We start from the raw sequence: 18,193 nt of genomic DNA on the forward strand, positions 1-18,193 counted from the left end.
TCGCTGCTGGAATGAGAAATCCACTACTTTTTCCGTTCAACGCATGTCAGACAATTTAAAAAGAAACTTAATCTATACTACTGGATATCTGAACATAAGTCAAATGTATTTTAGAGCCCGTATTTTTCCATCTGATCGAGAAAGCTTTGCGACTTTAAGTTCAGTCCGAGCTGCATATCCATAAAGGCGCGCATAACGGCCTTCAGCTCGGCCTTGGTCTCGTCCTTCACGTCGACGTGTCCCAGCCTTCGCAGATCAAGCCGGGAGAACACCCGAAGCAGCTTCAGCGCTTTGGGTGACAGTGTCATCGCAGGCGGATCCAAATGCTTGCAGGAGCGGCACAGCACACCGCCAAGTCTTGGACTGACAGCTGCGCTGTCTTCGCCGGACATATCCCGCCCGCAAGAAATGCAGGATAGGAGCTCAGGTCCATATCCTGCGGTTTGAAGTATCTTCATCTCGTACAAGTTCATGACGATTCCGGGGTCCTTGCCCTCCTCCAGCGCGTCCAGACAGGCCTTCAGCTGGTGGTACCAGAAGCTTCCGGTTTCTTCGTCCTGTAGTACTCTATCCAGCAGCTCACAGGCATAGGATGCATATGCCGCCAGCACCAGATCCTGACGAAGCACGTGATGCGAGCTGGTAATTTCCCCGGAATTCAGCGTGCCGAGACCGGTCCCGTTTCTAAAAAACACATATTCTGCTGTCGTAAACAGCTGCGTTAGGGCAGCATGGCGGCTTTTGACTTTTTTTGCCCCTCGGACAAGAACTCCTACTTTGCCCGCGTTTTCGGTGCAAATCGTAATGATTTTGTTCCCCTCGCCGTAGTCCATGCTGCGGATGACGATCCCTTCCACCCTGTATAGCATGCTTCATCCCCCAGCCATTCCCGGAGCAGCCAAAGATCATTCGTTTTCTTCATGATAATCCGTCTCTTCCGCTGCCGCTATTTCCGGTGCAGCAGCCGTTTCGGCCGTTGTTATGCCGCCATGTTCCTTATAGAGCATATAAGCATCCACATCTCCAGTCATCGCAAAATACTTCCACGAAAAATCTCGCATTCGTATTCATCCTTTCTCTTGGAAATGACGTCTGCATCTTCACAAAAAATAGGATGTGGCGAATGCACCGGATGTATGTGAAGCAAATACTGCCAGCTTTATGGATGCATGGTTTAGGCGTCGCGGTGGAAGCCGAGGTCACGAAGCACGCGGTCCTGGTTGCGCCAGTCTTTTTTAACTTTTACCCATAATTCCAGGAAAATCTTCGAGCCGAGCAGGTTTTGAATGTCCTGGCGGGCCTGCTTGCCCACTTCCTTCAAAAGAGCCCCCTGCTTGCCGATGATGATGCCCTTTTGGGAATCCCTCTCCACAAAAATGACAGCGGAGATGTGAACAACACCGTTCTCCTGGACGCGCATATCCTCAATGATAACCGCGATCGAATGCGGAACCTCCTCGCGCGTCATGTGCAGGATTTTCTCGCGGATCAGCTCTGCGCAGACGAACTGCTCCGGATGGTCCGTGATTTGATCTGCGGGATAATACTGAGGGCCTTCAGGCAGGTATTTCTCCACCTGTTCGAGCAGGCGGGTTACATTGTTGCCGTTCAAGGCCGAGATCGGCACGATCTCCGCAAAATCATGGAGCTTGCTGTACTGCTCGATGATCGGCAGCAGCGCTTCCGGCTCGATCTTGTCAATTTTGTTCAGCACAAGGATGACAGGCGTTTTCACGCCTTTCAGCTGCTCGATGATAAACCGGTCACCGCCGCCGAATCCTTCGGACGTATCAGCAAGAAACAGTACAGCCTCCACCTCTTTAAGCGTATTCAGCGCGGTGTTGTTCATGAAATCGCCAAGCTTGGATTGCCTTTTGTGAATACCCGGCGTATCCAGGAATACGATCTGCATTTCGTCCGTCGTATACACGCCGTGGATCTTATTGCGCGTCGTCTGCGGCTTGTCCGACATGATGGCGATCTTTTGACCGATCACCTGGTTCATCAGCGTGGACTTGCCTACATTCGGTCTGCCGACAATGGCAACAAAACCGGATTTATATGACGCTTTCGCCATAATTTATCTTGACCTCCTCAAGGTTATCTTCCTGCCTCAGGAAGACCGCCCGGGGCCCTGAATCCGGCGGTGGCACAAAGATGCCGGCCGCGGAGACGGGCCCCAGGTTAAATGTTGTATGATATGGATAGGATGCTTACTTATCGGCGCCTGCAAGGTCGGAAGGGCTGAATGCGCCCGGCAGCAAATCGCGGACCGTTGTTTCAGCCATATCGCCTTTCATATTGCCCATAATGATTTTCATATCGGGATCGCACAGCTCAAGCAGCACTTGGCGGCAAACTCCGCATGGCGTAATCGGTCCATCCGTGTTGCCTACCACGGCCATGGCTTTGAAGCTGCCTGCTTTATGCCCATCGGCAATCGCCCGGAACAGTGCCGTACGCTCCGCACAATTCGTCGGACCATAAGCGGCATTCTCTACGTTACAGCCATGATGCACATGACCATCTTTATCAAGCAGTGCGGCTCCTACGCCGAAATGAGAATAGGGGGTATAGGCATTAGCCCGTGCTTTAATCGCTTCTTGCAGCAATAGTGATGAATCCATAAGTAAAAACCTCCTCAAATTCCGTACAGACAATAATATACTAACCGCCCGAGCCAAGCAAATCCATCAGCGGCCGATAGAATACTACAGCGCCTGCAGCCACGGCAAAGATCGCAGCAACCAACACGGCACCGGCAGCGGTATCCTTGGCCGCCTTCGCCAGCGGGTGAACGTCCGGTGAAGCCAGATCCACCACGCACTCCACCGCCGTGTTCATCAGCTCCATTACCATGACCAGCGTTATGGCGAGGAGCAGGACTACCCATCTGGCCCAGGACAAATGCAGCAGCGCTGCCGCCGTGATGACGACGACCGCTGCTGCTGCATGGATTCTCATATTGCGCTGCGTACGCAGCGCGTACCGCACTCCTTCAGCCGCATAAGCAAACGATTCAAGGAGGGATCCGCTGCGCATTACCTTGTAAGCCCCACTTCGGCCAGAACCGCTTCTTGTTTCCCCATCATTTCAGCTTCGCTTTCCGGGTCCTGGTGATCATATCCAAGAAGATGCAGGAACCCATGAACGAATAGAAAGCCGATTTCGCGTTCCAGGGAATGCCCGTATTCTTCGCTTTGCGCCTGTGCGCGATTCACCGAAATGATAATATCGCCAAGCATATCCGGCATGTCCTGGAATTCCTCGCCTTCCTCCAATTCATAGACGATATCAGGTTCCTCGTCCGTGAACTCATTCATGGCAAAGGAGAGAACATCAGTCGGCCGGTCGATATCGCGATATTCCTTGTTCAACTCGTGAATCTGCTTATCGTCGACGAACGTAAGGGCTACTTCGCCGTCCTCTACTCCTTCAGATTCCCCTGCCTTGTGGAGGAGAAGTTCAAGCGTCGCTACCAGCTCCTCGCTGATGACGATCTCCTCCTGCTCATTATTCCATGCCAGCTGCAGTCCCATGACTAACCGCTCCTTCTTGTGTCTTCGTTCGTTTTATTCTTCTTGATTTCCTCTGGATATTCGATCCGCGAATGGAAGATCCCCATGACGCTTTCCTTCAGCGTCTTCGCGACGATATCCAGCTCCTTCATGGTCAGATCGCAGTCATTAAACTGGTGATCGTCCAATCGGCTTTTGATGATTTTTTCGATCATGGTCTCCACCTGATCCACGGTAGGGTTACGCAAGGATCGCACCGCAGCTTCCACGCTGTCCGCGATGCCGATCACCGCCGATTCCTTCGACTGGGCTTTCGGTCCCGGATAACGGAAATCCTCCTCGGTAAAATCGGGCTCCTTCCCCTGCTCCTCCGCCTGGCGCAGCGCCTTGTGGTAGAAGAAGTGCAGGAAGGTTGTTCCATGATGCTGTTCCGCAATATCCCGGATCGGCTTCGGAATTTTGTACTCTTTGAGCATTTCCACGCCGTCTCTCGCATGCGCGATAATGATCGATTTGCTCATCTTCGGATCAATCGAGTCATGCGGATTTTCCATGTTGTTCTGGTTTTCGATAAAATAGCTCGGCCGTTTCGTCTTGCCGATATCGTGATAATAGGAGCCGACGCGGCACAGCAGTCCGTCTGCCCCGATCGCCTCGGCAGCCGCTTCGGACAAATTCCCGACCATGACGCTGTGGTGATACGTACCGGGTGTCTCGGTGAGCAGCTTTCTGAGCAGCGGATGATTCGGATTGGACAGCTCCACCAGCTTCAGCGCGGACAGTATGCCAAACGTCACTTCGAAAAACGGCATCAGGCCGATCGCCAGAATCGCGGTCAGGAGGCCGCCGGCAAAAGCAAAGCCGATGCCGTACAGCGTCTGTGTCTGATTCCACTGGCCGCTGCTGATCAAGGCCATCATAAACACGGACAGGGAGCCGAACAGGCATACCATGATTCCGCCCTTCAGCAGGGTCGAACGCTGGCTGGCACGGTGGATCGTGAAGATCGCCACCGCGGAGACGATCAAAGCGAAGAATCCGAAGCTGAAGTCAAACATCTGGCCCTGGTGAACATTCAAAATAACGCTTGCCAGAATGCTGAATACCATGGCGCTGAAATAGGCAAGCGACATGTCCAGCAGCAGGGTTACCAGCGTAGCGCCGATCGCGACCGGAGCCAAGTAACCGATATACGGTCTTTCATTGCTTTGGAGGAAGCCCGCCAAGTGCATGGTAATGACCGTAAGGATAAAAATAAGTACAAGCATGAGCAGCTGCGCATTGTTATATCTGAACTTACCGGGCTCGGACTGACGTATGAACAAGAACAAGCCCCATGCCATCAGAAGCGACAGCAGGAGAAGGCCAAGCTGAGGCCAATAGTTCACCTCATTCTTCAGCAGTCCGTTATCGTCCAGCAGATTATACAGATCCTCGGTGATGAGCTGGCCTTTGGCTACCAGGACATCCCCCTGCTTGATATAGACGGTCTGCGTATTCTCCCTGGCCTGGACCTTGGCTTCCTTCGTCGCGTCCTCGTCGTAGAATTTGTTTGCCGTAATCGCAAGCTTCGAGAGCTCCTGCACGACTTCGCGTGCCGTCCGCTGGTTCAGGGAGCTTGCGCTGACCAGTTCGGCCACTTTGGCCCGGGCAGCCTGCGCCTCGACAACCTGATCGTTCGTCAGGCGGGACACGATTTCACGGGCAACCGGCTTCATTTCGGCGATATCCTGTGGCGTCAGCCTCGGTATCTTAATAAACGTCTCTTCCGGTATTTTGTAAGTCTGCTGGTTGGTGATTTTCAGCATTTCATCGAGCAGCTTGTCCGAATAATTGGCCGATGAACGGTTCGCATTGACAAAGTTTTGTATGAAGTCCTTGGAGCGCTGCGGAATTTCCAGACGGTATATGGAAATTTTATCTTCCCGCGATACCTGGTCATCCTGATTCAGCCGGTCGATCCGATCCAAAATGGAAACGACGAGATTCTCGTTCGGCACCGTGACGATCGTGTAGATGGGCTGGACGCGTTCCGCTTCCTGTTCCTGGGCTTTCAGCGTCGCCTTGTTGTTCGGTATTTGCATCGGTGCCCTGATTTCCTTCTCGCTGCGCGTTCCTACCTGAATATTGTACCGTTCGGGCAGCAGGTCAGGAGCCAGGCTGACATAGAACAGCACAGCCAGACATAAAAAGAGAACATAGCGTGTTCCTGCGCTATGTTTCCAGCCTACATTTTTAATTGAGAAAGATTTGCCTGATGACGATTCTTTCGAAGTCATAAAGATAATCCCCTCTTAATCTTGATTTTCTGCTGCTTTGTCGTATGCAACGATGATTTTTTGAACGAGAGAGTGGCGGACGACATCCTCTTCGGCAAAATATACGAAGCCGATTTCCTCAATACCGCTCAGAATTCTTTTAGCCTCGATTAAGCCTGACTTTTTGCCCTTTGGCAGGTCGATCTGGGTTACGTCGCCGGTGATGACCATTTTGGAGCCGAAGCCAAGTCGCGTTAGAAACATTTTCATTTGCTCAGGGGTCGTATTTTGCGCTTCATCCAGTATGATAAAAGAATCATCCAGCGTACGACCGCGCATATACGCCAGTGGCGCGATTTCAATAAGTCCTCTTTCAAGCGCCTTCGCCGTTTGCTCAGGCCCCATGACATCATAGAGGGCATCGTACAGCGGGCGTAAGTAAGGATCCACCTTCTCCTGCAGATCGCCCGGCAGAAAACCAAGGCTTTCACCAGCTTCAACAGCCGGACGCGTAAGAACGATCCGCTTTACGGATCCGTCCTTCAAGGCGGCGACGGCCAATACGACCGCAAGATACGTTTTGCCGGTACCGGCCGGGCCAATACCAAACACGATATCCCGCTTGCGGATCGTCGTGACGTAATGCTTTTGACCGATCGTTTTTACGCGAATCGGCTTACCGCGGAAGGTTGTCGTTATTTCTCCCTTGAACAGGTCAAGCAGCTGATCCGCCCGAAAATCCTTGGCCAGATCAATGGCATACGCGACATCCCGTTCCGTAAGAATATATCCGTTGCGGACGAGCTCCAGGAGGACTTCGAACAGCTGCTCCACGACCTGAACGTCGTGCTGGCTGCCTCGTATCGTAATTTCAGCTTCCCGCGAATCAATCTGTGCCGGGATTTCAGCTTCGATCATTTTCAAAAAAGTATCCTGAGGTCCGAAAATGGACAGTCCTTCACCTGCACTTTGCAATGATATTTGCACGCTGTGATTTTTCTCTGACAAATAGCCTCATTCTCCTTGACTATGAACTAGCGGAAGCTCTTCTGCGATCTTCTCCTCCACCTCGAAAAGCACTTTCATATAAACTTTACCATTCTCTCTCTTTTCATGCAAAATTTTTTGGCTCACGATTTGCGAATCGCTTCCGTATTTCGCCAAAATATCCCGTACAGCGCCTAGAATTCCCAGTTTTTTGGCTTCTTCCGGCTGCAGGGTCTCCTGCTCTTCCGTAACCTCCATCACCTTCTCTGTCATCCAGCCGATCGGAAGCGCAATGGAACGCCAAGTAACAGGATCATGCTCCGTCAGCGTTTCCGACTTTTCGTACAGCTCCCTGCCGTATCCCCATAATTGAATTGCCCTGTTCCCAAGTACGAGATAACTTTTGTCTTTGCGTTCGCCTGTGTACACTTTTCGCTTTTGGACGAGCGGTACCTGCAATTGATATTCATGCCATACGAGACCTTTAACCTCGCCTTTGGCCACGACTTCCTGCGAATTCGCTGCACCGTCGCCCAGTATGCCGGAAATGAGCACTTGTCCTTTTTTGACGCGCGTGTTTTTTTCTACCAGAGGCCGCCCCTGTTCGGCATAAACGCTCGTCACCACCGCATCCGTCCGGCTGACCAGATGACGCGGACTAACAAGCGGCTTCTTTTCGGGTTCTGCCGCTTCGACGATTTGGATCGAGATGGTCGTTCCTTTTCTCTCAACGCCTACCCATGAAACCCCCGGAAGCTTGATGCTGAGCTCACGTGACAGCTTGTCCGGCTCGCCCAGGCGAAAAATCCATTGATATGGCTTGATTCCAGACTGCCTCGCGACCTTCAGTATATCCTCCGTCGCCAGTTTCTCGTTCCCCGTGACGTTCACGTTCCATACCATCTGGGAGAGCAAAAACAGCATGATTAAGAAAGCGATCATGCCAGCCGCAAAAAATTTGCGTTTATAAAGCCTGACGATGCGGAAAGGCAGCCCGATTCGGCGTGTGACATGCATCCGGCAGCCTGTCCGCTTCAGGAGAGGGCGAAGAGCATAAAAATCCCTCAGAAGCAGCTTCATCTCTGCGGTATGCTCGCCGGTTGGGCGGATATCCCATACGGGAATGCCCGCTTCCGCAAAAGCATTGATCAGGTGATTCACACGTTCCCCTCTGACAGTGATCAACACGCAGCCGCGTATGCCGGACAATGTTGGTATTTTCATGAGCTCTCCCCCACCCCTGTATATTTTATATTGTGGATGATTCCTTCGATCAGGACTTCCTCTGGCAGGATGGCCCGGATCATCAGCCCTGAGCCCTCAACCTCCAGCGACCCCTGACTCAGCGAAAGAACCATTTTATTCTCTGAAAAATGACGCACGCCGCGATGGTTTTCAATGGAAAGCTCCTTGTTTCCCACCACGGTAATCCGCGGCAGATCCAGCAGAACATCCTGCGGCAAATCAAGCATTTCGTTCGTCCATTTGCGCAGCCTGCGGCTGATGTGGGCCATACGAAGGTCTTCCCCCTTCCTGTACTTTAAAACTTATGCCCGCTCCTCATGTTTTATGAGAGCTTTCAGGGACTGTGTACATTTTTGAAGGGAACCGAAGCGAATGGACGCCAAAAAGCCCTTTCCACATGTCGCTTCCTTAGGAAGCATCCATGCAGAAAAGGCTTATTTTTCGGGTTATGCAATGGCTGCCGTCAGAACATTATTTACGCCCGTCAAAAGGTCGCTTCGAACGCGGGGGCCCCAGAATTTCAGCCCAAATCAGACCGTTTCTTGCCTGCTTCGCAAGCGGGGACACCGGCTCAGGATAAGTCGTGCGCGCTGCGGAAGGGGCCGCAGAATCATTTGCCGCTTTTTCAATTCTGTCCAGCGAGGCGTTCACCCGGTTCAAATGCTTTTCCATTTCTCTCTTGTAATCTTCAAGCGTTTCAGGCTTCTCTTCCTCCCACATGCCGGAGACGCCTTCGCCGGTATCGTAATCGGGTCCGGCACCCTGATATTCATAGGTTCTCTCCTCCGGATCCCAGGCCTCAGGGCCTGGCATAGGTTCCTCCTGACGGGTTCGGGGAGCCTCCTGGCGCACAGGCTGCTGCCTGCGTTCCTGGCTTCCGGCGCCGCCGAACGTAGGCATTCCCCGCGGATTTTGTTTTTGTTTCGATTTACCGCTTTTGCTCAGGGCGGAGAGGATCGCAAATCCCACAATCAGGATCCAATAGAAGTTTTCCAAGATCCACATGCAGCATCATTCCCTACTTGTTATTTTGAGGGCCGTTTTGGTCTCCCTCACCCATTTTGCCCAGGGAGCCTCTCATTTGGGTATCTGCTTCGATATTTTTCAGGTTCATATAATCCATGACGCCGATCTTGCCGGAACGAAGCGCCTCTGCCATCGCAAGCGGAACCTCGGATTCGGATTCCACGACGCGCGCTCTCATCTCGATAACGCGAGCCTTCATTTCCTGCTCCTGGGCTACCGCCATGGCACGGCGTTCTTCCGCCTTCGCCTGAGCGATTCGTTTGTCGGCTTCCGCCTGTTCCGTTTGCAGATAAGCCCCGATGTTCTTGCCTACATCCACGTCCGCGATATCGATCGACAGAATTTCAAATGCGGTGCCTGCATCCAGTCCTTTAGACAGTACCGTGCGCGAAATCCGGTCCGGATTCTCCAGCACGTCCTTATGCGAATCACTGGAACCAACCGTGGTAACAATGCCTTCGCCGACACGGGCGATGATGGTCTCTTCACCCGCACCCCCGACGAGACGGTCGATGTTCGCTCTTACCGTGACTCTTGCCTTTACTTTGACTTCGATACCATTCTTGGCAACGGCTGCAACGACAGGCGTCTCAATAACGCGTGGATTAACGCTCATTTGGACGGCCTGGAGCACGTCGCGGCCGGCCAGGTCAATCGCAGCTGCACGGGTGAACTCCAGCGGAATGTTAGCCCGCTGTGCCGCGATCAGGGCATTGACGACGCGGTCCACGTTACCGCCTGCCAAGTAGTGACTCTCAAGCTGGTTGATGTTCAGGCCAAGCCCGGCTTTGGTCGCTTTGATCAGCGGATTAACAATCCGGCTTGGCGTAACCCGGCGGAGCCTCATGGCTACCAGGGTGATGATGCTGATGCGGACGCCCGCAGCCAGCGCGGAAATCCAGAGCGTGAGCGGGAAGAAGCTGAAAAACACGCTCAGCACGATAATAACCACGACGGCAATGAGCAAAATCGAGATCAATGAACTCGTCATAAATGCAATCCTCCAATGTTTTGTTTTATCCAAGGCACATACGTGATGTCTATGTTTAACATGTTACCGTATTCCTTTGAAAAGAACAGGTTTTATTTGGGTTTGACGACAACCCTCGCACCTTCGACATGAACGACGATAACCGCCGTATCCGCCTCGATGAATTCGCCGTCGGTCACAACGTCAATCCGCTCCTGATTGATGACTGCCGTCCCGGCAGGGCGCAGGGGTGTTACGCTGATTCCTTCCCTTCCAAGCAGCTCTTCTTTGGATGCCGTAGGCACGTAACCCTGCTCCTTCGTAAGGGATTCGCTAAGGATAAACCGGTTCCAGATGCCGCGCTCCTTGAAAATGACTGCTACGATCACGATCACGACCACCGCGGCCGCAAACGCGATGCCCAATGAAAGCATGGCATGGCTCGTATCATAGGCAGCACGCACGACGCCTGCCACCAAGCTGATCGCGCCCAATATCCCCAGAATGCCGAAGCTTGGAACGAACATTTCCAGAATCATAAGCACGAGGCCGACGATAAAGAGCAGCCAAGTTTCATTGCCCGCAAATCCGGCTACGTAATTGCCGAAGAAGTACAGGACGAAAGCGGCAACCCCTACGATGCCCGGTACGCCAAAACCGGGAACAATCAACTCGATCACAATACCCGCGATGCCCAAAAACAGCAATATCGTCATCACGACCGGATGGGTCAAGAACGAAGCGACCTTCTCCGCGCCGGTGTGCTGCACATAGAATATGTCATCGCTGGAGTAACCCATCCAAGAAGTAACTTCCTCGGGCGAAGATGCAAGCTTATCGGCATATCCGACCTTAAGCGCCTGTTCGCTCGACAACGCGATGATTTCACCTTTTTCTTTCTTTTGACCGATCTCCGGCATGTCGACGACTGCATTGATATCAGCCATTCCTGCCGCTATTTTACCGTTTCTTCCGCTCGATTCCGCTGCTGCGGCCATCTCGGATTTCCATGCCGCAACGAGCTTCGGGTCCTCAATCCGCTTGCCAGAGCTGTCCACCATCGCTGCTGCTCCGATCATGCTGCCCGGCGACATCGCGATTTTATCCGCATTCAGCGCGATATAGCTGCCGGCAGAGGCGGCATTGCCCCGTATGTACGCAATCGTTGTAATATTGCTTTCCCGAATCATTTTTCCGATATCCTGAGCCGTATTCACCAAACCGCCAGGCGTGTTGATTTCGAGTATAATTAATCCTGCGTTCATTTTTTCCGCTTCCTCAAAACCGCGCTTCATGAACTTTTCAAGTCCTGTTTCGATGGTCTGCTCCACCGGTATGACGTAAACCGGTTTGATCTTCATCTCTTCCGCATGGACCTTCACGGGTAGTGACGATGACGTCCAGCCGAATATCAGCAAAAGCACGAAACCCATCGCCAGCCATTTGAAGTACCTGGATATATTCAAGCCTGTTCCCTCCTTTCCTTATGATTATATTATACTGTCCGGCATATGCTAGTTATTACGCAGGAAAAGGCTTTCCGTTTCAGATAAATGAAAAAACACCCCTTAAAAAGGGGTGCTTCACATTATGTTTTATTGCAGAAATTGTTGAACCACTTGGTTCACAAGTTTTCCGTCAGAGCGACCTTTGACTTTCGGCATCAGCGCGCTCATCACTTTACCCATGTCGGCTTTCGAAGAAGCACCGGTTTCCTGGATGGTCTGCTGTACAATAACTTTTATTTCTTCTTCGGAAAGCTGTTCGGGAAGATACTGACCGATAATCTCAATTTCTGCTTCGACATTTGCCGCAAGATCGTCGCGACCTGCTTTTTTAAATTCTTGGAGGGCATCTTTGCGCTGTTTAATTTCACGACTGAGGATATCAAGCACTTCGTTGTCATCCAAAGTTCTTTTCAAATCTATTTCAAGATTCTTGATCGTTGAACGAACCATTCGAATTGTGGAGAGCTTGAATTTCTCCTTGCTCTTCATCGCTTGTATCATATCTTCGTTCAATCGTTCGCTAAGATTCATGATAGTTCAGTTCCTCCTAAAACTTTCTCTTACGAGCAGCCTCGGACTTTTTCTTGCGCTTCACGCTTGGCTTCTCATAATGCTTGCGTTTCTTCACCTCAGCCAATACACCATCCTTTGCGATGGAGCGCTTAAAGCGGCGAAGTGCAGCATCAATAGACTCGTTTTTGCGAACTTTAGTTTCAGACACCAGTTTTCCCTCCCTCCGACCAGACCGTCCAAGAGCAATAACACGGTTCATCAAATTTAATTATAGGTGAAAGAGAAATAGGGTGTCAACCTTGGCGCCCATTTTTTCAAAAACCACCTAAAAATATTGGATAATTGTGCTAGGCGTGTGAATCCGAAATGCCTGTCAGGGCGCCTAATTTCGCGCCTCCGATAAGATGATAATGGATATGGTGCACGGCTTGCCCGCTGTCCGGTCCGCAATTGTTGATAAGGCGATAGCCGGATTCAGCCACACCAAGATCCTTCGCCACCTGCTGGGCGACCTGGTGCATCTCCGCGATGAGAGGCAGATCCTGCTCCTCCACATCGTTCATGGACCCGATATGTTTCTTCGGAATGATCAGCACATGCACGGGCGCCGCCGGCTGGATATCTTTGAAAACCAGAATTCTTTCATTCTCGAACACCTTTTGGGAAGGAATGCTGCCTTCCGTGATTTTGCAAAAGAGACAGTCCATCTTTTGTCGCCTCCGATATGTAATTTGTCGTTCCCTAACACCTATCATACCGGATTTCGGGGGAGCCCGTCCAATGCCCAAGCGAAAAAAAAAGACTTCCGGTAAGGAAGTCCCTTTTGTGTATCATGATGTATGGTGCTGCTGTCAGATCTCTTAATAGAAAGGCAGGAGCGAAAGCGCGGTCAGGCCCGCGAGCGGCAGAATCAGCCGGTTAAAGCGGCGTCTGTACGGGAATCCGTAATAAGGATAGCCGAACCCGTAGCCGTAGCCGTATCCAGGAAAAGGGAAGAATGCCCGTGCATCCTGCTCCGGATACCGGTAGCAAGGATCCCAGCACCCGCCGTGATGGTATGGGCTGACTTGACCCGGATGAAACGGCTTATTTTCGCCATGATGGTATGGCATGGTTTCCTGAGCATGATGGTATGGCATGGTTTCCTGAGCATGATGGTATGGCATGTTCTCATGACCGATCGGGATTGCCAGATAAACCTGATCATCATCCACATGCTCCACAAAGCCGTCATGTGCACTTCCGTCCGCCATGGTGGCTCTGACATAGCGGTACATATGTTTTTTGCAAACCTCTTTAGCCTCGAACTTCTCCATTCCTTGAATCCTCCCCAGTGACTATTTACATCGTCATCATATTCAGTACTGGGCGAACGGCTACTCGAACCAAAGAAAAAAAGAGGTAAAAAGCCAAAAAAAAGAAGCACCCGTTAAGCTGAGCAAGCTCAGCTGGCGCACGGACGTATGTTAGGGAAACCCTCCCTGCCATACGTCCGCCGGGGTGCTTCATGAAAGATGTCGGCTTGACTGTATTATAACAGCGGCTTGGAGCTGTAACTGTGAATTATATCACGCTACATTTGCTCCACGGCGATTTTCGAGCCTCCGCCTGCCTGCTCGGCAGGGATGACCACCAGCTTGCGCGGCAGACGTGCCCGAAGCTCCGGAACGTGGCTGATGATGCCGACCGACAAATGATCGTTGTGCAGCTTTTCCAAAGAGGAGATAACCGTATCCAGCAGGTCGGGATCCAGCGTCCCGAAGCCTTCGTCCAGGAAAAAGAACTGCAGGGGATACTGCCCGCGGAGCTGAATCTGGGCGGACAGCGCCAGCGCCAGCGAAAGCGAGGTCAGGAAGGTCTCTCCCCCCGAAAGGGTCGATACCGGCCGTCTGACGCCCCCGTTCGCATCGTCCCTGATCAGGAAACCTCCACCCGAATCCACCTCCAGCGCATAGCGCTGCTTCGTCAGGAAGCGAAGCCGCTGGGAAGCGGACTGGCTGACCTGCATGAGCTGTTCCTCCGCAATGTACTCTACGAAAGCATTGCCGCGCAAACAGGACTGCAGCTTGGACAGCTTCTCTGCCTCATGCTGGCGCTGAAGCCGAATCTTCTCCAGCTCCGTCCAGCGGATGTGCCGGTTCTTGATATCCTCCAAATCGCGTTCCGCACGCGCTTTGGCCTGGAGCGCTTCCTCATCGGCTTGCCTCGTCTCGGACAGCTCCCTTGTCACCTGCAGCCATTCCTCTTCTGTCAGAGAGGCGTCAAGAAGCTGCTCCTCGATATGCTTGATTGCCGACAGCAGATCCCGCTCCCTGTCGCGGTGAACCCGCACCTGTTCCGCCAGCCTGTCCGCTTCCTGTGGCGGAATATGCGCCTCCTCGACTTCCTGTTCATTCGTAAACGGCGAATCGGACAGCAGCTTCTCCCAGCGCTTGCCTGCGGCTTCATGATGAGCCGCTGACGAGTCTGCAGCCTGGGAAGCCATGGCATAGGCCCTGGCGCTTTCATGCTTGGCCTGCTCCGCGGACTGCCGAAGCTGCTTCTCCCTGGCGGCTGCTTCGCGCAAGGCTTTCAGTTCTCCCGCGCAGGTTTGCAGCAGCGCTTCTGCCCGCTTATCGCCGATCCATGCCTTCAGACGGTCCTGCTTTTCGTTCAGAAGCTCCTTCTTCCCTTGAAGCTGGGCCCCCAGCTGAACCGATTGCTTTTCCGCTTCCAGCAAGGTGCGTTCCATCGTTTGGACCGCATGTTTTTTCTCTTCAAGGAAGGGTACGCTGCGGCGCAAACGCTCTTTGACTTCCTCGGCTTCATGGTCCTTCCGCTGCATTTCGGACCAACGCTTCTCGACCTCGCCAAATGGAAGCTCTTCCAGTTCCTCTGCCCATTTGTCCTTCAGCTGCTGGACTTCATCCGAAAGCTGTTCCAGCCGCTGCGTAAGCTGTTCCAATACAGCGCTGCCCGCTTCGGTTTCAGCTGCCTGTCTAAGGGCCAGCCGCTGCAGCTCTTCGCGCTGTCCCCCGAGTCTCAGGGCGTCCCCTTTCAAGCTTTCAAGCTCACCTGAAAGCTGCTCTCCAGCCGATTCGAGAGTCCCGATCTGCTCTTCCCACACCGCGGCCGGGAACAATCCTGAAGCCGCTGCGGCTTCCATCTGCTCGATCCCTGCAGCAGCTTGATCCAGCACGCTGTTTCCCGGTTCGGGCCCTGCAAGGCCCGAACACTCATGCACCAGCTGACGTTGCGCATATTTGAATTCCTGGAGCCGCACCTTAAACCCTTGTAGCTGCCGCAGCATTTCTTCCTGTCGGTCAGCCTCTCCGGCTTCCGGATGAGCCGGCTCCGGATGCTCCAGGGAACCGCACACAGGGCACGGCTGCCCGTCATGGAGTTCTGCTGCAAGCGCGAGCGACAAGCTGCGGAGCTGGTGCTGCTTCAGCTCACCGCGCAGATGCTGCTCCGCCGCCTCCAAACGGAGAAGGGATTTTTCCGCCAGCCTCCCCTGATCCTCAGCCTGTGCGAGAATGAGCGAAGCGCGCACGGCAAGCTGCTTCTCCTGCTCCTGAAGCCTGCGATGCTCATGGCTGTTCCGCTCATGCGCACCCTGAGCCGCTTGGAGCTTCTCCCTCTGCTGTTCAAGCTCCCTTTGGGCCTTGAGCTTCCGCTCTTCTCCCGAAAGGATCATTTGGCTCCATTGCATCGCCTTTTGCAGCATGCCGCGTTCTTTGGACGTCATCTCCAGCCCGTTCAGCTTCTCCTGCAGCTCGGTCTGCTTCTGTGTGCCCCTGTTCAAAAGCTCCTGTTCCTTGGTTAGCGATTGCCGGAGTTCTTCTTGTTGGCGTGCTGCCTCCGAATATTGAGCACTCAACTGTACATACAGAGCTTCCAGCCCGTCCCGTTCCTTTTCAAGCAACACGGCCTGCTCCAGCTGTTCCAAACGCTGCAGCAGCTTGGGCTCTCCTGCGGACAAAGCCTCCTGCGCAGCCTCGTCGGCGGCAGCAGCCTTTGCAGCAGCAGCTTCAGCCTGTGCTGCGGCCGTCTGCAGCAGGGCCTTCTCAGACTCTTTACGCTTCCATTCCTGTCCGCTTTCTCTCCATAAGACAAGCGAAGGCAAAATCGCCGACGATGCAGACGACTTCTCGAGCAGCTGCTCGAAGCGCCGCATTTCTTCTTCCCGAATCCGCAGCTCGTCCAGCTGGACATTCTTGCTGTTCCGTTCAAGCTGACGCTCGCGGATTTTACCCTTCTCTTCGGCTTCACGGGTGAGCGCATTCAGCTTGATGCGGATGGATTCAGCATGAAGGGACGTGCTTTCGAGATGCAGTTCCGCAGCCTTGAGCGCCTCCTCCCCCGCTTCGCCCAGCCCCTGCTGTTCGGCCTCCACAGCTTTCAGCGCACCGTCGTTTTCTTTGACCCTGCGGCTAAGCTTGATTCCAAGCTGGTCTCCGTATTGTTCAAGATGGAACAGGCGCTGCAGCATTTGCCTGCGTTCGCTGCCCTTCAGGGACAGGAATTCGGCAAACTTACCCTGGGGCAGGACCACGGCCCGGGTAAAATCATCCATCTTCAGTCCGATCTTGTCCTCTACGCAGCGGGTGACTTCCGCCAATTTATCGGCGATGACGTTCTCGCCTTCCTCCGTAACCTCGATAAAACGGCTGACCGTATTGCTGACAGACAGCTCGCTTGTACGCTTGAACCGCCGCTCCACGCGGTAACGATGCTTTCCCTCAGCCGACGACAGTTCAAAGCAGAAGGAGACGAACAGACTGTCCTCCGAATGGTTCATAATGCCCTGTGTTCCGTTCACGGCCCGTTCGACCTTTCCGTACAAGGCAAGCGTCATCGCGTCCAGCAGGGTGGATTTGCCGCTTCCGGTCGGTCCGAAAATACCGAACAGCCCCATGTCGCATAGATCCTCGAAATCGATCTGCTGCATTTCCCTGTAGCTCTGCAGCCCGGATAGCTTCAGCGTGATCGGCTTCATTCCGCATCCCCCTCCTTAGCCTGCTCCTCTTCCTCCACCAGCTCAAGGAACAGCTGCGTCAGCTCGTCTTCCGGTTCGGCTCCCCCGCTCTGGCGCTGATAGAACTTCCGGAACAGCTCCGATACCGGAAGCCCCGAACGTTCATACTGCAGCTCCGCCTGCTCCATCTCCGGATAAACCGGACGGATATGTACGAAACCGTCCCGGCTTTTGCGCAGCCGCTGGATTTCGCCAATCGACATCGATTCCGTAAGGGATACCTCTAGATCGATAAAGGCATCCGCATCTCTTCCTTCATCCAGCCAGCGGTACACTTCCTCGAGGCCGCCTTTCGCCTTCCAGCGCACCAATGGACGGCCGCATGACAAATGCACCTCTTCCACGACCGGCAAGCCGCCGGGAGCCATGTCCAGCATCATGACCGACTTGGCCTGGCCGGCTTCCGAAAAGCTGTAGGCAAGCGGTGATCCGCTGTAACGGATCAGCCCCTCCCCCTTTACAGCCTGCGGACGATGCAGATGCCCCAGCGCCGTATACTGGGCACCTACGGACAATGCCGATGGATCTACCGTGTACGCGCCGCCGACCTGTATCGGGCGCTCAGAATCGCATTCAAGGCCCCCCAAAACATAGATATGACTCATCGCCAAATTGATCGTTTGCGGCGAGAACTCCCGGGCCAGCTTCCCCATCAGCATGCCTACGCGGGCGCTGTACGCTCTGCGCAGCTCCTCCTCCTTGCCTTCCGCGGACAAAAGCTCGTTAAGACGCGACTCGGAGGGATAGGGAAGCGCAGCGATTTTGGCTATCTCTCCCGTACGGGCAGCTCCCACAGTAATCGTATCGGCTAACGGAAGCCCGATCAGCGTAATTCCCTGCCTTGCAACCAGCGGTGAAACGGATGAGACGCGTTCCGGCTGGTCGTGGTTGCCGGAGATGACGACCAGCGGCCGTCCATTCTCCGTCAATCTGGCGCACGCCTCGTAAAAGAGCTGCTCCGCAGCCGCCGGAGGATTCACCGAGTCATACACATCCCCTGCCATCATAATCAAATCGGCCTGCTGCTCGTTTGCGATCCGGACAAGCTCATCAACGAAATCCTCCTGTTCGCTCAGCCTGCTGCGGCCTTCAAGCGTTTTTCCAAAATGCCAATCTCCGGTGTGCAGTATCCGCATGCCGCCATCTCCTTT

At 53.5% G+C, this 18,193-nt stretch carries 19 protein-coding genes and 1 other annotated feature (1 of these 20 cut by a window edge); all 19 genes read right to left on the reverse strand.

The window, feature by feature from the left end; genetic code table 11:
- Positions 1 to 49: a binding site (T-box leader), on the reverse strand (it extends 155 nt beyond the left edge of the window).
- A 61-nt stretch (positions 50 to 110) separates the two neighbouring features.
- Positions 111 to 869 carry a DNA repair protein RecO gene (gene recO / locus ACTHPM_RS10390; RefSeq protein ID WP_440395087.1) on the reverse strand — a complete coding sequence of 253 codons (759 nt, stop codon included), beginning with the start codon at positions 867 to 869 and terminating at the stop codon, positions 111 to 113.
- A gap of 36 nt (positions 870 to 905) precedes the next feature.
- Positions 906 to 1,061 (reverse strand): YqzL family protein, encoded by a 156-nt coding sequence (locus tag ACTHPM_RS10395; RefSeq protein WP_440395088.1) that lies wholly within the window; start codon positions 1,059 to 1,061, stop codon positions 906 to 908.
- A 113-nt stretch (positions 1,062 to 1,174) separates the two neighbouring features.
- Positions 1,175 to 2,077, reverse strand: a complete 903-nt coding sequence (gene era, locus ACTHPM_RS10400; protein ID WP_440395089.1) for a GTPase Era — start codon at positions 2,075 to 2,077, stop codon at positions 1,175 to 1,177.
- A 136-nt stretch (positions 2,078 to 2,213) separates the two neighbouring features.
- Positions 2,214 to 2,627 (reverse strand): cytidine deaminase, encoded by a 414-nt coding sequence (gene cdd / locus ACTHPM_RS10405; protein ID WP_440395090.1) that lies wholly within the window; start codon positions 2,625 to 2,627, stop codon positions 2,214 to 2,216.
- Positions 2,628 to 2,667: 40 nt separating this feature from the next.
- Complete coding sequence (locus tag ACTHPM_RS10410) at positions 2,668 to 3,042, reverse strand: diacylglycerol kinase family protein (protein ID WP_440395091.1); 375 nt, start codon at positions 3,040 to 3,042, stop codon at positions 2,668 to 2,670.
- Positions 3,042 to 3,539, reverse strand: coding sequence for an rRNA maturation RNase YbeY (gene ybeY, locus ACTHPM_RS10415; protein WP_440395092.1), 498 nt, complete (start codon positions 3,537 to 3,539; stop codon positions 3,042 to 3,044). Before ybeY ends, ACTHPM_RS10410 begins: the two co-directional genes overlap by 1 nt.
- Before the next feature lie 2 nt (positions 3,540 to 3,541).
- On the reverse strand, positions 3,542 to 5,797 hold the full coding sequence (locus tag ACTHPM_RS10420) for an HD family phosphohydrolase (protein WP_440395093.1): 2,256 nt from the start codon (positions 5,795 to 5,797) through the stop codon (positions 3,542 to 3,544).
- 15 nt (positions 5,798 to 5,812) lie between these two features.
- Positions 5,813 to 6,784 (reverse strand): PhoH family protein, encoded by a 972-nt coding sequence (locus ACTHPM_RS10425; RefSeq protein ID WP_440395094.1) that lies wholly within the window; start codon positions 6,782 to 6,784, stop codon positions 5,813 to 5,815.
- Positions 6,785 to 6,790: 6 nt separating this feature from the next.
- Positions 6,791 to 7,987, reverse strand: a complete 1,197-nt coding sequence (gene yqfD, locus ACTHPM_RS10430; protein ID WP_440395095.1) for a sporulation protein YqfD — start codon at positions 7,985 to 7,987, stop codon at positions 6,791 to 6,793.
- Positions 7,984 to 8,277, reverse strand: coding sequence for a sporulation protein YqfC (yqfC, locus tag ACTHPM_RS10435; RefSeq protein WP_440395096.1), 294 nt, complete (start codon positions 8,275 to 8,277; stop codon positions 7,984 to 7,986). Before yqfC ends, yqfD begins: the two co-directional genes overlap by 4 nt.
- A 202-nt stretch (positions 8,278 to 8,479) precedes the next feature.
- On the reverse strand, positions 8,480 to 9,013 hold the full coding sequence (locus ACTHPM_RS10440) for a hypothetical protein (protein ID WP_440395097.1): 534 nt from the start codon (positions 9,011 to 9,013) through the stop codon (positions 8,480 to 8,482).
- A gap of 13 nt (positions 9,014 to 9,026) precedes the next feature.
- A complete protein-coding gene (gene floA / locus ACTHPM_RS10445) occupies positions 9,027 to 10,025 on the reverse strand; it encodes a flotillin-like protein FloA (RefSeq protein WP_440395098.1) in 999 nt (332 codons plus the stop codon).
- 92 nt (positions 10,026 to 10,117) lie between these two features.
- Positions 10,118 to 11,437, reverse strand: a complete 1,320-nt coding sequence (locus ACTHPM_RS10450) for an NfeD family protein (RefSeq protein WP_440395407.1) — start codon at positions 11,435 to 11,437, stop codon at positions 10,118 to 10,120.
- A 162-nt stretch (positions 11,438 to 11,599) separates the two neighbouring features.
- On the reverse strand, positions 11,600 to 12,043 hold the full coding sequence (locus ACTHPM_RS10455) for a GatB/YqeY domain-containing protein (RefSeq protein WP_440395099.1): 444 nt from the start codon (positions 12,041 to 12,043) through the stop codon (positions 11,600 to 11,602).
- 16 nt (positions 12,044 to 12,059) lie between these two features.
- A complete protein-coding gene (gene rpsU, locus ACTHPM_RS10460; RefSeq protein WP_036712328.1) occupies positions 12,060 to 12,233 on the reverse strand; it encodes a 30S ribosomal protein S21 in 174 nt (57 codons plus the stop codon).
- A 139-nt stretch (positions 12,234 to 12,372) separates the two neighbouring features.
- A complete protein-coding gene (locus ACTHPM_RS10465; RefSeq protein WP_440395100.1) occupies positions 12,373 to 12,732 on the reverse strand; it encodes a histidine triad nucleotide-binding protein in 360 nt (119 codons plus the stop codon).
- Positions 12,733 to 12,885: 153 nt separating this feature from the next.
- Positions 12,886 to 13,341, reverse strand: coding sequence for a hypothetical protein (locus ACTHPM_RS10470; RefSeq protein ID WP_440395101.1), 456 nt, complete (start codon positions 13,339 to 13,341; stop codon positions 12,886 to 12,888).
- A gap of 257 nt (positions 13,342 to 13,598) precedes the next feature.
- Positions 13,599 to 17,003: an AAA family ATPase gene (locus ACTHPM_RS10475; protein ID WP_440395102.1), complete on the reverse strand. Its 3,405-nt coding sequence runs from the start codon at positions 17,001 to 17,003 to the stop codon at positions 13,599 to 13,601.
- Positions 17,000 to 18,178, reverse strand: coding sequence for an exonuclease SbcCD subunit D (locus tag ACTHPM_RS10480; RefSeq protein ID WP_440395103.1), 1,179 nt, complete (start codon positions 18,176 to 18,178; stop codon positions 17,000 to 17,002). The genes ACTHPM_RS10475 and ACTHPM_RS10480 overlap by 4 nt, the downstream gene beginning before the upstream one ends.
- Between the last annotated feature and the right edge of the window lie 15 nt (positions 18,179 to 18,193).

Source organism: Paenibacillus sp. SAFN-054 (assembly GCF_051966755.1).
Lineage (GTDB): Bacteria > Bacillota > Bacilli > Paenibacillales > Paenibacillaceae > Paenibacillus_AQ.

Coding starts and splice junctions, on each gene's coding strand:
- recO (WP_440395087.1), bottom strand. CDS start 869: ATGCTATACAGGGTGGAAGGGATCGTCATCCGCAGCATGGACTACGGC.
- ACTHPM_RS10395 (WP_440395088.1), bottom strand. CDS start 1,061: ATGCGAGATTTTTCGTGGAAGTATTTTGCGATGACTGGAGATGTGGAT.
- era (WP_440395089.1), bottom strand. CDS start 2,077: ATGGCGAAAGCGTCATATAAATCCGGTTTTGTTGCCATTGTCGGCAGA.
- cdd (WP_440395090.1), bottom strand. CDS start 2,627: ATGGATTCATCACTATTGCTGCAAGAAGCGATTAAAGCACGGGCTAAT.
- ACTHPM_RS10410 (WP_440395091.1), bottom strand. CDS start 3,042: ATGCGCAGCGGATCCCTCCTTGAATCGTTTGCTTATGCGGCTGAAGGA.
- ybeY (WP_440395092.1), bottom strand. CDS start 3,539: ATGGGACTGCAGCTGGCATGGAATAATGAGCAGGAGGAGATCGTCATC.
- ACTHPM_RS10420 (WP_440395093.1), bottom strand. CDS start 5,797: ATGACTTCGAAAGAATCGTCATCAGGCAAATCTTTCTCAATTAAAAAT.
- yqfD (WP_440395095.1), bottom strand. CDS start 7,987: ATGAAAATACCAACATTGTCCGGCATACGCGGCTGCGTGTTGATCACT.
- yqfC (WP_440395096.1), bottom strand. CDS start 8,277: ATGGCCCACATCAGCCGCAGGCTGCGCAAATGGACGAACGAAATGCTT.
- ACTHPM_RS10440 (WP_440395097.1), bottom strand. CDS start 9,013: ATGTGGATCTTGGAAAACTTCTATTGGATCCTGATTGTGGGATTTGCG.
- floA (WP_440395098.1), bottom strand. CDS start 10,025: ATGACGAGTTCATTGATCTCGATTTTGCTCATTGCCGTCGTGGTTATT.
- ACTHPM_RS10450 (WP_440395407.1), bottom strand. CDS start 11,437: ATGGGTTTCGTGCTTTTGCTGATATTCGGCTGGACGTCATCGTCACTA.
- ACTHPM_RS10455 (WP_440395099.1), bottom strand. CDS start 12,043: ATGAATCTTAGCGAACGATTGAACGAAGATATGATACAAGCGATGAAG.
- ACTHPM_RS10465 (WP_440395100.1), bottom strand. CDS start 12,732: ATGGACTGTCTCTTTTGCAAAATCACGGAAGGCAGCATTCCTTCCCAA.
- ACTHPM_RS10470 (WP_440395101.1), bottom strand. CDS start 13,341: ATGGAGAAGTTCGAGGCTAAAGAGGTTTGCAAAAAACATATGTACCGC.
- ACTHPM_RS10475 (WP_440395102.1), bottom strand. CDS start 17,003: ATGAAGCCGATCACGCTGAAGCTATCCGGGCTGCAGAGCTACAGGGAA.
- ACTHPM_RS10480 (WP_440395103.1), bottom strand. CDS start 18,178: ATGCGGATACTGCACACCGGAGATTGGCATTTTGGAAAAACGCTTGAA.